The sequence below is a fragment of the Sphingomonas sp. genome, from assembly GCF_024508665.1.
Classification (GTDB): Bacteria; Pseudomonadota; Alphaproteobacteria; order Sphingomonadales; family Sphingomonadaceae; genus Sphingomonas.
The window spans coordinates 523,904-537,751 of record NZ_JANINP010000001.1 but is presented as its reverse complement, the minus strand read 5'-3'; the positions used below and the strand labels follow the sequence as shown (position 1 = coordinate 537,751).

General features: G+C 64.1%; 10 protein-coding genes. 7 read left to right on the top strand and 3 right to left on the bottom strand.

Translation table 11 applies throughout. The features are described 5' to 3' along the window. Positions 1 to 34: 34 nt before the first annotated feature. The gene (locus Q0L25_RS02455; RefSeq protein WP_296611325.1) at positions 35 to 2,428 is read right to left on the bottom strand and encodes a penicillin acylase family protein; all 2,394 of its coding nucleotides are present in this window, start codon (positions 2,426 to 2,428) and stop codon (positions 35 to 37) included. Positions 2,429 to 2,867: 439 nt separating this feature from the next. Between Q0L25_RS02455 and Q0L25_RS02450 the strand changes: the two genes are divergently transcribed. The 4 genes from Q0L25_RS02450 to dgcA all read left to right on the top strand — a co-directional run bounded on the left by Q0L25_RS02450 (position 2,868) and on the right by dgcA (position 9,111). Continuing rightward, positions 2,868 to 5,870, top strand: coding sequence for a TonB-dependent siderophore receptor (locus tag Q0L25_RS02450; protein WP_296611324.1), 3,003 nt, complete (start codon positions 2,868 to 2,870; stop codon positions 5,868 to 5,870). Positions 5,871 to 6,099: 229 nt separating this feature from the next. Continuing rightward, complete coding sequence (locus Q0L25_RS02445) at positions 6,100 to 6,984, top strand: LysR family transcriptional regulator (protein WP_296611323.1); 885 nt, start codon at positions 6,100 to 6,102, stop codon at positions 6,982 to 6,984. Between the two features lie 94 nt (positions 6,985 to 7,078). After that, complete coding sequence (gene dgcN, locus Q0L25_RS02440) at positions 7,079 to 8,110, top strand: N-acetyltransferase DgcN (protein ID WP_296611322.1); 1,032 nt, start codon at positions 7,079 to 7,081, stop codon at positions 8,108 to 8,110. An 8-nt stretch (positions 8,111 to 8,118) separates the two neighbouring features. After that, positions 8,119 to 9,111, top strand: coding sequence for an N-acetyl-D-Glu racemase DgcA (gene dgcA, locus Q0L25_RS02435; RefSeq protein ID WP_296611321.1), 993 nt, complete (start codon positions 8,119 to 8,121; stop codon positions 9,109 to 9,111). A gap of 68 nt (positions 9,112 to 9,179) precedes the next feature. Here dgcA and Q0L25_RS02430 read toward each other — a convergent pair whose 3' ends face one another. Continuing rightward, entirely contained in the window at positions 9,180 to 9,755 is a 576-nt protein-coding gene (locus Q0L25_RS02430) for a hypothetical protein (protein WP_296611320.1), read from the bottom strand. A gap of 184 nt (positions 9,756 to 9,939) precedes the next feature. On the opposite strand from Q0L25_RS02430, the gene Q0L25_RS02425 reads away from it, so the two are divergent. Continuing rightward, positions 9,940 to 10,338 (top strand): response regulator, encoded by a 399-nt coding sequence (locus Q0L25_RS02425; RefSeq protein ID WP_296611319.1) that lies wholly within the window; start codon positions 9,940 to 9,942, stop codon positions 10,336 to 10,338. 49 nt (positions 10,339 to 10,387) lie between these two features. Here the strand turns inward: Q0L25_RS02425 and Q0L25_RS02420 are convergent, their stop codons facing one another. After that, positions 10,388 to 10,798, bottom strand: a complete 411-nt coding sequence (locus Q0L25_RS02420) for a ribose-phosphate pyrophosphokinase (RefSeq protein WP_296611318.1) — start codon at positions 10,796 to 10,798, stop codon at positions 10,388 to 10,390. A 53-nt stretch (positions 10,799 to 10,851) separates the two neighbouring features. Here Q0L25_RS02420 and Q0L25_RS02415 point away from each other — a divergent pair, with 53 nt between their 5' ends. Further along, on the top strand, positions 10,852 to 11,547 hold the full coding sequence (locus Q0L25_RS02415; RefSeq protein WP_296611317.1) for an endonuclease/exonuclease/phosphatase family protein: 696 nt from the start codon (positions 10,852 to 10,854) through the stop codon (positions 11,545 to 11,547). A 20-nt stretch (positions 11,548 to 11,567) separates the two neighbouring features. Then, a complete protein-coding gene (locus Q0L25_RS02410; RefSeq protein WP_296611413.1) occupies positions 11,568 to 13,829 on the top strand; it encodes a patatin-like protein in 2,262 nt (753 codons plus the stop codon). Positions 13,830 to 13,848: the final 19 nt, after the last annotated feature.

The following is a 13,848-nucleotide window of genomic DNA, read 5'->3' as shown; positions in this document are numbered from 1 at the left end:
TGATCGAAGTTCCTCCCCGGCACGGTGAGGATCTTTACCCCTTCGCCGGCGTGACGGTTGTCCGTGTCACCGCATGTGCGTCCACCGCCGCTTTGCTGAACCACAAAGGCTGCATGTCGCCCGCCAGCCAATCCTGATACCAGTCGCGGTAGTGCGGCGAACGCGGGTCGGCCGACTGACCAGGCAGCAGCAGCACGCGGCTATTATCCCAGGCGCCGACATCGGCGACGAGCAAATAGCTCGCGCCGTGCATGACGTTGAAGCTCTTGCGCCCCAGGTTCACGCCACGCGCCATCACGGTGTAGCTGTCGCCGCCCGACCGACCGCCGTCGATCTTGGGGAAAGCCGCCGCGATCGCCGGCGATGCGGATAGCGGGTGCGCGATCGATACCTGGTGCAGGTCGCCCCAGCGCCATTGCGCCGGATCGGGACCGGCGAGCTTGACCGCCTTGGCCCATCCTGCCGCCAGCGCCCGGTCGAGCAATGCGTCGCGTGCCGCCACGGGATTGTCGCCGAGATAATGATCGGGATTGGCGATCGAGCGCAGCATCTCCGACAGGTTCATCGTCTTGAGAAGATCGCGCGCCGCCTTGGGGATGACGAGGTCGCGAAACGCCGAGGACAGTTCCGGCATGACCTGTTCGTATAGCAGTGCCGCCGCGCTATCCGCCGCGATACCGCAATTCCATTGCCGCAACAGCGCCGCCGCCGGCGCCGCTTCGGGCGAAAGGGTCGTTGGCAGCAGCTTTACCAGCGCGCGCGCCGGCAGCGATTGCACGTCGTGCTGGAGCGCGACGCTATCCTCGACACGATGCTTCGGCTGGCTGCCCAGCACCTCGGCGATGCGGTCATAACGATAGGAATCGCTCCAGCTGAAGCTGATCTTGCGCTCGCGATACGGATAGTCGGACGGCAAATTCATCTGATTGGCGGAGGCGAACCAGCCCGCCTTGGGATTATAGCTGCTGGGCATTTCCTCGACCGAGAGGATGCCGGTCCAGTCATAGCTGCCGTCCCCCGGCGCGGGGAACAAACCGTCATGCTTGGGTCGCTTGGGGGTGAACCCGCTCGCCTGCCATCCGGTATTGCCGTGAATGTCAGCGTAGTGATGGTTGGTCGGCGAGACGTGGATCTTGAGCGCCTGACGTAGCGACGCCCAATCGTGCGCCAAATTGATCGCGATGATCGCGAACCGCATGTTCGCGCCAGGCAATAGCGCGACACTCGCCTGCACGACCGCGCGGTGACGCGACGGGTCCTCGGAGATGACCGGCCGGCCTTGCGAATAGCGCAAGGTCACACGCTCGGCCGGCGCGTCCTTGACGGCGATCTCCTCCTCGACAGTCTCGAAGTGCTTCCATTGGCCGTTGTGCCAATATTGCTCGGGATCGTCCTCGCGCGTCTTGAGGATGAACAGGTCGGTCTGGTCGATATGGAAGTTGGTCCGACCGAAAGCGAAACGGTCCGTATGACCCTGCATGATGCCCGGCAGGCCGGGATCGCCGCCGCCGATTACGTCCAGGCCAGGTGCGGTCAGATGCACGATATGCCGCGGGCTGAGTCCACCGATGCCGAGATGCGGGTCGTTGGCAAGGATCGGCCGGCCGGTCGCGGTGCGGCTGCCGGCGACGGTCCAGGCGTTGCTGCCCTGCGCGATACGGTCGATGCGATCGATGTCGCGGTCGTACGCGGCGATCTTCTGGCCGAATGGTAACGGGGCCGAGCCTTCGAGCAGGATGCCGAGATCGGCCTCGCTGACCGCCGAGCAATCGAGCCCCTCCGGTACGGTGAACTGCCAGGCAGGGCGCAGCGGATCCATGAACCGGTCATATTCCAGCAGACCGCGCGCCTGGAGCTGTGCGTGGCGCACCTCGTCGTCGACGTCGCCGATCCCGCCCCCGCGCAGACGAACGAGGTCGCGCACATCCCAGCGCAGCGGCGTGATGCCCAATATGCCGTATTCGAGCGGCAACTGGCTGGGATCGGCCTCGAGCTCGTCGATCCGCGCGTTGATCCCGGCGACGTAACCGCGCGCGCAGTCAAACACTTCCGGCGGCAGCGACTTGAGTTCGGCGTCGACGTCACCACGATAGAGGAACAGCCGCGCTGCCCGATCCGCGGTGACGAAGCGCGGGCCGAACACTTCCGCCATGCGGCCGAGCTCGCGGCGATAGTCCCAGTCGACCTGGAACATCCGGTCGCGCGCGACGACATAGCCCTGGCCGAAGAAGGCGTCATGCTTGGATTTGGCGCGGATATGCGGGACGCCCATCGCATCCTCGAGGATTTCGATCGGCGCTCGCGCACCGACCAGACGGATAGTGCGGCCGCGCTCAGGACCGGACTTAGTCACGCCGTGGGCCATGTTCGCACCGGGTAGAGCGAGCATCGCGACCGAGCTCAACAGGAACGCGCGACGTTGAATCATCAAGGGCCCCAATCGTCATCACCCAATCGTTATCGTCATGAATCGAGACCCTATCGCAGCCGGTTAGGCAAAATGCATAGCAAGCCGGGCATGGCCTATAGCCCTGGGTTATCGGCACCTGCCGCGAACCCTATTCCCCCGGGCTATACCCAAGCAAAATCATAGTAACCCCGCTTCTATTGACCCCTTTTTGGCGCCCTGTAACGTCCCGTCTCGGAAGTGACATGTTTCCGCAACACAGTGGACGGTCGCCTCCAAAAAGGCAGGGATGGCGGGAGCAAGCCGATCGGCTCTCCGGTACGTCCCGCCGACAAATGCAGGTGGAATACATGGGCTGGTCGGCAGCCACATGGTCCAAGCTACGAAATCGGGTCTCGACGCCACGCGTCGGAGGAGTTCCTCCATATTGGCCCGATCGCAAGCCAAAGGGGTTGTTTGAATGTCAATTTTCGGGCGTATTCATCCGCGGATCGACCGCCGTTACGCGGTGGGCATCGCCATGACGGCGCTGGCTGTCGTCCACGCTGCTCCGGCCTTTGCGCAAGCGGCTCCGGCGGCGACGCAGGATGCCCAGGCGACACCGCAGGATGCGTCTGCTGGGGCGCCGGTCGACGGTTCGGACATTGTCGTCACGGGCTCGCGCATCGTGCGCAGCGGATTTCAGTCGCCGCAACCTCTGACGGTGCTGACGCAGAAAGAGATCGAGACGCAGTCGCCGACCAACAATCTGGCCGACTTCGTCAATACGCTTCCCGCGCTGGCCGGCTCGACCAGGCCGGCTAACTCTCGCCTCAACCTCAGCAGTGGCCAAGCGGGCATCAACGCGCTCAATCTCCGCAACCTGGATAATTCGTCCACCGGCACACGGACGCTGGTGCTGATCGACGGCCGCCGCTCGGTCGGTTCGACGGTCAACGACATCGTCGACATCAACACGATCCCGCAAGGCCTGGTGAAGAGCGTCGAGGTCGTCACCGGCGGCGCCTCGGCGGCCTATGGCTCGGACGCAGTTGCGGGCGTGGTCAACTTCATTCTCGACAAGAAGTATGAAGGCCTGAAGGTCTCGGCCGACAGCGGCGTCACGACGTATGGCGACGGCAGCAATTACCGGTTCACCATCACGGCCGGCACGTCGTTCGCGGGCGGCCGCGGGCATGTCGTCGTAAACGGCGAGCTTGCGCATCAGGACGGCATCTTCAACGTCGATCGCGCCTGGAACGCCACCGGCTATGTCCGCATCACCAACCCTGCCTGGTCGACCAACAGCACCACGGCACCGCAATATCTCACCACATTGCGCCAAGTTGGTGCTGCCAACTCGACGCCGGGCGGTCTCATCACCGGATCGACCGGAACCACCGCTAACAGCTTGCGGGGCATCTATTTCGGCCAGGGCGGCTCGGTGAATCACTATCAGTTCGGTGCGCTGACCTATCCGGCGATAACCGGAGCGTCCGGTCCCTCCCTCACTCAGGGCGGCGACTGGCAGGTCAACGATTCGGGCCGCCGCATCGGCCTGATGCCGGAAGAGAACCGCTACGGCGTCTTCGGCCGGTTGAGCTACGACATCACCGACAATGCCGAAATCTATTTCGAGGGATCGTACAATCGCGGCAAGTCGGTGTTCAATGCCGGCCCCAACCTGTCCACCGGCATCGCCTACAAGCCGGATAACGCCTATCTGATCCAGGAACTCGGCGCGGCGCAGCTTGCCGGCATCACCGGCGTGACGGTCGCGACCACCGCCGCCGACCTGCCCTATCGTGGCGTCAACAACGAGCGCAAGGTCCAGCGCTACGTCATCGGTGCCGACGGCAAGTTCCAGGCATTCGGCAAGGACGCACATTGGGACGTCTATGCCCAATATGGTCGCGCCGATATGCGCGAGCAGCTGACCAACATCATGAACACGCAGAATATGCTGAACGCGACCGACGCGGTGTTCGCACCGGCCGGCAACGCGCTCGGCGTCGCGGCGGGAACGATCGTGTGCCGGTCGACGCTGACCAATCCGACCAATGGTTGCATCCCGCTCAACCGGCTCGGCATCGGTGTCGCCAACCCGGCTGCTTTCTCCTACGTCCTGGGCAATCCGGAGCGTAACGAAATCGCCGAGCAGAAGGTCGCGGGGCTCAACCTGGCGGTAACGCCGTTCGCCACTTGGGCAGGGGACGTCAGCGTCTCGGTCGGCGCCGAATGGCGCGAAGAGAGCATCAAGGGCTCCGTCCCGCAGCAATATCAGCCGATCATCAACCGCGATGCGAACGGAGTGGCGATCTCCACCACCAACCGCTGGTCGGTCGGCAACTATCTGCCCACCAACGGCCGATACAATGTGAAGGAAGCCTATCTCGAAACCGTCGTGCCCCTCGGCCTGGGTCTCGAGTTCAACGGCGCGGTACGCGCGACGGATTATTCGACCGCAGGTTATGTCACGACCTGGAAGGCAGGTGCTACCTGGCAGCCGATCAAGGATATCCGTTTCCGCATCACGCGTTCGCGTGACATTCGGGCGCCCAATCTCAGCGACCTGTATCAGTCCGGCGGTTCGAACAGCGATTCGGTTCGCAACCCCTTCTACGATGCCAACGATCCGTCGAAGGGCCCGGCCACCTATGCCTATTCGGCAACGGTCATCGGCAACCCCAATCTGAAGCCCGAAAAGTCGGACTCCTGGAATATCGGTGCGGTATTCACGCCGAGGTTCCTGCCCGGCTTCAACGCGTCGGTCGACTATTTCCGCATCGAGATCAAAGATGCGATCGGATCGTTCGGCGCACAGGACATCATCAACCTTTGCTCGCTGGGCAACCAGGACTTCTGCGCCGGCTATACCGTCGATCCGACCAATGCATCGAAGCTGTTATTCCGTACCCAGCCGTTCAATTTCTCGCGGCAACTGGTGCGCGGTATCGACTTCGAGGCAGCGTATCGCGTGCCGCTTGGAAGCGCGACCAGCTTCACCCTGCGGGGCACCGCAACCAACTATCTCGACAATCTGCTCTACACCGGCGTTCAGGGATCGGTCGTCGTTAACACCGCGGGCGTGAACGGCGGCCAGGGCAGCACGCCGAGCTGGATCTTCCACTTCAGCGGCACGCTCGACTTCCCGACCACATCGATCACCGCTGTCGCGCGCGGGGTGAGTTCCGGCAAATATGCCTCCAACGGCATCGAGTGCTCGACCAGCTGCCCGGTTTCGACCACCAACTACCCGACCTATGACAACAACCATGTCTCGGGCCTGTTCTATGTCGATCTCAACCTGACGCAGCGCGTGAAGGTCAACAACACGTCCGATGCCGAGTTCTTCGTCAACGTGACCAACCTCTTCAATCGCTGGCCGTTGTTGGTCCCCGAAACCGGCCTGGCCGCCAACACCACCTACTCCGATATGCTCGGACGTACCTTCCGCGTCGGCGTTCGCATCAAGCTGCGCTGACCTAGAGTCCCTCCCCTGGGGCGCCCGTGATCCGAAAGTCGCGCGGCGCCCCTCCTCTTTTCGGGGCCGGTTCCGGGCGGACTTTGCAATCCATAGCTTTAGGGAATAGGTTGGGGGAAACCGCGCCATTCCCGGGCCGTTAGCGGGCGCCGCCGTCGCAATGACGAGCAAATCCAACGCGGTGTTCGATGACCGGCGTTTTCGACGCGGGTATCAAGAGGGCCAAGACATGAACCTGCGGCAGCTCGAAGTCTTCCACGCCGTCTATCTGCACGGCACGGTCAGCGCCGCGGCGCGCTCGCTCAACGTCTCGCAACCCTCGGTCACCAAGGTGCTCCGGCATGCCGAGGATTCGATCGGCCTGCCGCTGTTCGAACGCGCTCGCGGCCGGCTGATCCCGACACAGGATGCCCGGTCGCTGTTCGGGGAGGTGTCGGAGATCCAGGACCGCGTGCGATCGCTGCGCCAGGCGTGTCATAATATGCGGCTCGGCCGGGGCAGCCTGTTGCGCATTTCGGCGCTCCCCTCGTTGGGCCTGGGCGCGATTCCCGACGCGGTCGCGGAATTCCTGCGCGGGCATGAGGATATCCTGTTCGACCTGCAGACGCTCCATCACGACGAAATGGTGCGCAAATTGTATGAGCGCGAGACCGATATCGCGATCAGCTACGAGGTGCCCCCAGCCGCGCCGGTCGGGCATCAGGTGATCGGCGAAGGCGAATTGGTCGTGCTCTATCGCGAGGAGGATTTTCCCGATGCGCCGTCCCGGGTTCACCTCTCCGACTTGCGCGAGCACAAATTCATCAGCCCCGTCCAGTCTGGGCCGATCGGCCGCATGTTGTCGAGCGAGTTGAGCCAATTGGGCGTCGTACTCGACGAAGTCGTGTCGGCGCGAACCTATTATGTCGCCGCCGCTCTGGTCCGCGCCGGCGTCGGCATGGCGATCGTCGACAATTTCACCGCGCAGGCCTCGATCGCGCCGGGACTCGCGTCGCGCCCGCTCCAGCCCGCGATCACCTTCGATATCAACGCCGTCTATATGCAGGACCGCCCGCCGACCCACACTGCCTCTGAATTCCTCGAGCTTCTGGCGGACGTGATCGATAAGCTATAGCCCCACGCTATAGGGGCCGTGGCGTTAAATATTGGGGCTGATCCGGACGCGGCGATACAGTTTGTTCTCCCTCGAAATTTGCAGCCGAACCGACATGATCGCCACGCCTTACCTTCTGTATCTCGGTCACTCGAACGACCATGCCGGCATCAAGACGTCGCGCGGGCTGGCCGTGTTCCGACCGGAAGTGTGCGTGGGTGAGTTCCGCCACGACGATTGCCGGCTCACGCTCGACTTGCCGCGAATGGATTTCGAGACGGCGGCCGCTGCCGGGGCGAAGACGCTGATCCTGGGCGTCGCCAATGCCGGCGGCACGCTGGGCGAGGACATGGTTGCCGACGCGATCGCCGCGATGGAGGCTGGGCTCGACATCGCCTCGGGCCTGCACCAGCGCCTGAAGGACGAACCGCGACTGGTCGAGGCGGCGCGGCTGCTCGGCCGCGCATTGCATGACGTGCGCGACCCGCAGCCGGGCATTCCGGTCGGCAACGGCAAGCCGCGCGCGGGCAACCGCCTGCTGACCGTTGGCACCGATTGCTCGGTCGGCAAGATGTACACCACCTTGTGCCTGACGAGGGCGCTGACCGAGCGCGGCATCAAGGCCGATTTCCGCGCCACGGGCCAGACCGGCATTCTAGTGGCGGGGAGCGGCGTGCCGCTCGATGCGGTGATCGCCGATTTCATTTCGGGCGCGATCGAGCAATTGTCGCCCGCTCGGGCCGACGGCGGCTGGGATCTGATCGAGGGCCAGGGATCCTTGTTCCACCCGTCCTTCGCGGGCGTCTCCACCGGCCTGCTGCACGGCGCCCAGCCCGACGCGATCGTGATGTGCCACGACCCGGTGCGCAAGCATATGCGCGGCCTGCCGCATTTCGGCCTGCCCGGGATCGCGGAGTGTCTGGCCGCCAACCTCCAGGTAGCCCGACTGACCAGCCCGAACGTGCGAGCCGTCGGCATCGCGCTCAACACTTCCGCCCTGCCCGAGGACGAGGCGCGCGCGCTGTGCGCCCGGACCGCGGACCAGACGAATCTCCCCTGTTCCGATCCGTTCCGGTTCGGCGTCGATGCCATTCTCGACACGTTGCTCGGCGAACCTGCCCGCGCGGGCGCCAAGCAGACCGCCTGATCGCCATCATGCACCGCACGATAACGATCCAACCCGAGACCTTCCCGCTCAGCACGCCGTTCCGTATCTCGCGCGGGACTAAAACCGCCGCTGAGGTCGTAACCGTGCGGATCGAACAGGAAGGCGCCGCCGGGCGTGGCGAGTGCGTGCCTTATCCACGCTATGGCGAGACGATAGACAGCACGATCGCCGCGATCGACGCGGTGCGCGACGCCCTCGAAAGCGGCGCGGGGCGCGAGGAGCTGTTGCGGCTGATGCCGGCTGGGGCTGCCCGCAATGCGGTGGATTGCGCGCTTTGGGATCTGGAGGCGCGCCTCGCCGGTAGCGACGTCGCGACAATGATCGGTCTGAAGCAGCCGATTGGTCCGATCGCGACGGCGATGACCGTCGGGCTCGACACGCCCGACCGCATGCGCGTGGCGGCGGCGGCGCTGGCCGACGTGCCGCTGATCAAGGTCAAGGTCGACCGCAGCGATCCCGCCGCGCAATTGCGCGCGGTCCGCGATGCGGCGCCCCTGCCCCGCCTGATCGTCGATCCCAACGAGAGCTGGACGATCGAAGACGTGCGGTCGCTGCAACAATTGCTGCTCGACCTGAGAGTCGACCTGCTCGAACAACCCCTGCCGGCGGCCGACGACGCCGCGCTCACCGGCTTCGTCTCGGCAATTCCTATTGCTGCCGACGAATCGGTGCACGAAGCGTCGAACCTCTCGGCGCTGCCCGATGGCTATGGGGTGGTGAACATCAAGCTCGACAAAGCCGGCGGCCTGACCGCCGCGCTCGAGCTGGCGCAGGAAGCGCGTCGGCGCGGACTTGACTTGATGACCGGCTGCATGGTCTGCTCTTCGCTGTCGATCGCGCCGGCGCTGATGATCGCGGTGGACAGCGTGTTCGCCGATCTCGACGGACCGCTATGGCTCGCGCACGATCGCGAGGGCGGGGTTGAATGCGTCGCCGGGAAACTCAGTGCACCGCGACCGGGGTTCTGGGGCGACAGCTAAAGCGCGCGCACTGTAGTTTGCTCCCCCCGGTAGGCCGTCCAAACCATGAGCAGAGTTATCCTGTCGATCTATTTCAACCGGGTCAGATAGGCCTTGAAAACGGCAGCCCAGGTGCGCCCGCCGTCCTGCGAGTAAGATATCTCGTAACGATGTGAATCTGGTGTGATGTCCGACCAGATTCCACGCACCAGGACGTCGCGATTCTTGTATTTGCCGGTCGAGTAAAACTCGCCACGCCCGTCCTTGAATTCACCGATCCCGGGCGTGTCCACCTCGGCGGTGTCGCTGTCGATATACGACTGGCTCCACTGGCGGGACTTCGTATTGTAGAGAAAGACCGTCGCTCCCTGCCAATGTCCGTCCTGGCCGTCGACGTCGAGTTCTTCGATCCAGCCGCGGCCGCCCCAGATCGGCATAGCGGTCTTGGTGCCGTCGGACGTGGTGATATGAGTTCCGCCGTCGAACGGATCGAGCACGCGAGTGATGTGGGTGTGCCAGACGCCGCGCGCAAAATCGAAATCGTGCGACCCGTCGCGCGGCGCCTGCGGCACTGCGGCCGTGTCGGCGGCGCGGCCGATCCCAGCCGGCAGACCTAACGCGAGCGTCAGGGCCAAGCTCAAGGCCATTGCGGCGCGAAAATTCATCCGTCCATCTCCGATATGCGAACGTGACTGCCCCACATGTGATCGGATGCCCGATCGGATCGAAGTGCCGGTTCCGGGAAATTTTTCTGGTCCACTCGGCCGGGCGCGCTGGAGAAGGGCGTGGCAGTGCGCCACTCATTCGCTGCTGAGGCGTTATACCTTCCAACCCGGAAGGAAGAACGTCATGTTCAATGTGCTCGTCATCGACGACTCGCTCACGGTGAGGGCGATCATCGAGCAACTACTGGAAAGCGAGAAAGATTTCCGGGTCGTGGGATCCGCGGATAGCGTCGTTGCGGCGCGAGAGATGATCGACAAGTTCGTGCCGAGCGTAATCATACTCGATCTCGCAATGCCGGGTATCGATGGCTTCGCATTTTTGGACGAACTGGCCGGACATCCGCACGCCCCGGTCCTTGTCGTATCGTCGCACACCACATGGGGATCGGCCGCCGAGACCGAGGCGATCGAGCGCGGCGCCAAGGCATGCTTCGACAAGGCCCAATTGGTACGCCACGGAAAGAGTTTCGTAGCGTTGGTCAGGAAAGCAGTGAGCAACCCCGCGACAGTAGATCCTGCCTAGCGAACCGCCCCTTGAAGGCGTCGATGCAAAGGAACGGCAGGACATGTCCTCAGGGCATTCTACCCCGCCAATAGTCGAATGCGATCTGCTGCTGCTCGCGAACCAGCTTCATTGCTCTCGGCCCGGTCCACGGGCCATCATAGCCGAGCACAAATGCCCGCGCGCCACCCCACCAACCCTGGCCCGGCAGGCCATCCGACTCGCGCACCACCAGCACAGCGAGCTCGGGTTCGCCCGCGGCGATCGCGGCCTCGTCGATCACGTCGAGCGTCTTGCATAGCGCGCGCATCTTGGGCCGGGTGAAGCGATGGCCCAATTTCGCCAGCAAGTGCGAATAGCTGATCGCCTCGCCTGCCTTGGCCGCACCAATCAACAACGCGCGGACGCGGACAACATCGGCGATCGAGTTGGCGGAGCTCTGGTCGATCATGGCGCGTCCGGGATGACACGCGCCGGTCATTTGGGCTAGTCCATTGCAACTCGCACCAGGCGAAGGCGTTCACACAAACTCCAATGATCAAGGTCGCGAGCTACAATATCCGCAAAGGGGTCGGCACCGACCGCATCCGCAGTCCAGAGCGGATCATGGCCGTGCTGCATGAAATCGATGCCGATGTGATCGCGCTGCAGGAGGCCGATCGCCGTTTCGGCCGGCGTGCGGCGATTCTGAATTCCGAGCATCTGTCCGACCATGGCGCGTGGAAGGCCCTGCCATTCGGATCACGGCCGCTATCGAGCGGATGGCACGGCAACGTGCTGCTGGTCCGTCGCGACGCCCAAGTGGTCGATTGCGAGGCTATCCACCTGCCGACGCTGGAGCCGCGCGGTGCGGTGACGGCCGACCTGCGCGTCGGCGGCCAGGCGATCCGGGTGGTCGGCATGCACCTCGATCTGTCGGGACTGATGCGGCGGCGTCAGGCCGATGCGATCCTCGCGCATCTCGATGCCAGTACGCATCAATTGCCGACAGTGATGATGGGCGATCTCAACGAATGGACGCGCGCCTCGGGCTGCCTGAAGGATTTCGGCACGCGTTTTCACTTCGCGCCGACCGGGCCGAGTTTCCACGCGCGACGACCGGTCGGGCGGCTCGACCGGATTATGGCCTCGCCCGACCTCGAGATCGTCGATTGCGGGGTGCATGTCAGCCACGCGTCGCGCTGGGCGTCCGACCATCTGCCGATCTGGGCCACGGTGAAGACGGCGTGACGCGCGAGAAAGAACTGCGCATGGCGCTGGTCTGCTACGGCGGAATCAGCCTGGCGGTCTATATGCACGGCATCACCAAGGAGATCTGGCGGCTCGCACGGGCCAGCCGCGCTTTTCACTCCGGGCGGTCGCCGCACGTCAAATCGACCGAGCATATCTATTGCGGCTTGCTGAGCGAGATCGAGAAGGATGCCGATATCCGGCTGCGCGTGCTACCGGACATCGTCGCGGGTGCCAGCGCCGGCGGGATCAACGGCGTATTCCTGGCGCAAGCATTGGCGACCGGACAGAGCCTGGAGCCGCTGACGCAATTGTGGCTCGACGTCGCCGATGTCGAGGCACTGATCGATCCGGAAGCGGCGCCATCGCATCGGTTCGCCAAAGCATGGGCGCTGCCAATCGCCTGGATGGCGCAGCGGCGTGGCGCGGCGCGGGTCGACGAACTGGTCGATTCGGAAGCGCGCGCCGAAGTCGAGAAAAAACTGTCGCATTTCGTCCGCTCACGCTGGTTCGAGCCGCCCTTCGGGGGAGAGCGCTTCACCAACCTGGTGCTCGATGCGCTGGCGGCGATGGCCGAGAGCGGCGGCGACGGGCGATTGCTACCCGCCGGGCAACCGCTCGATCTGTTCGTTACCGTCACCGATTTTCGCGGCCATCCCGAACGGCTCGAGCTCAATTCGCCGCCCGAAGTGCTGGAGACCGAGCATCGCCTAGTCATCCCGTTCACCGACCATGGCACGGGCGGATTCGCGGACCCCGCCGAACTCGTCTTCGCCGCGCGCGCCACGTCGAGCTTTCCGGGAGCCTTTCCGCCCTTCACCATCGCCGAACTCGACAAGGTGCTGGCGGATCGCGACATGGCCTGGCCAACGCGCGACGCCTTCCTGCAGCGTGCATTGCCGCGGCAATATGCGGTAAATGCGGTCGACAGCGCGGTGCTGATCGACGGATCGGTGCTGGTCAACGCGCCGTTCCGCCCGGCGATCGATGCGCTCCGCGAACGCCCGGCGCGGCGCGAGATCGACCGCCGGTTCATCTATATCGACCCCTCGCCCGGCGCCGGCTTCCATTTCGGCACGACCGCTGCGCAATCGCCGGGATTTTTCCAGACGATCATCGGCGCAATCTCCGAAATTCCGCGGCAGCAGCCGATCCGCGACAATCTCGAGGAAATCCAGGAACGGAGCAAGCGGATCGAGAATATGCGCGCGATCACGCAGTCGATCCGGCCCGAGGTCGAAACGCAGATCGAAAGCCTGTTCGACTATACGTTGTTCATGGATTCGCCGACCGCGACCCGCCTCAAGAACTGGCGCATCAAGGCGCAGAATGCCGCGGCCGCGAAGTCGGGTTACGCTTATGCGGCCTATGGTCATCTCAAGGTGGCGGGCGTGATCGACCTGATCAGCAACCTGCTCCATGCGGTTGGAGGCGAGACCGGGCCCGACCGCCTCATACGCATCCGCCAGGTGGTCGAGGCCGCGGTGCGAGCGCGCGACGGCGGGCTCACCTTCGCGGGCAAGGCCAGTGAATCAGCAATCCTTTTCCTGCGTTCGTTCGACCTTGGATTCCGTATCCGGCGGCTGAGGCTGGTCGCACGCAGGCTCGCCGAACTGGAAGAAGATCTATCCGAGGAGCAGCTGACCGCCGCGCGTGACGCGATCTACGACGCGCTCGCCGCTTATCTCGAGGCGAAACGGACAGACACGCATCTCGCCTTGCGCCGCGACGTGCGCAGCCTGCACAACGACGCCGCGCCATTGCTGGAAAAGCTGGCCGCGTCGCTGAACCTCAAAGACCTAGATGACGATACCGATGCCAAGCTCGCCGCCGCCTTTGCCGGCATGGCGAAGGACGTGAAGCGGCCGCTCTTGCTGACCTATCTCGGCTTTCCCTTTTTCGACGTTGCGACCTTGCCGCTGCTGCAGGGAGAAGGGCTGGACGAATTCGATCCAATCAAGGTCGACCGGATCGCCCCGGAGGACGCCGCCGCAATCCGCAGCGGCGGCGCTGAAGCGACCTTGAAAGGTATTCAGTTCAACAGTTTCGGCGCGTTCTTCAGCCGCGCCTATCGCGAGAACGACTATCTGTGGGGACGGCTGCACGGCGCCGAACGGATGATCGACATCATCGTCTCGGCACTCCCGCCGCGCGTGCGAATGAAGCCGGGACGCGTCGCCGCGATCAAGCGCAGCGCGTTCCATGCGATCCTGGACGAAGAGGAAGCACGGCTGACCGCGGTGCCGGGCATGATCGACGCGCTCCGGCGGGAAGTGGGCTGAGAGGTCGGCTGGAAAGCGC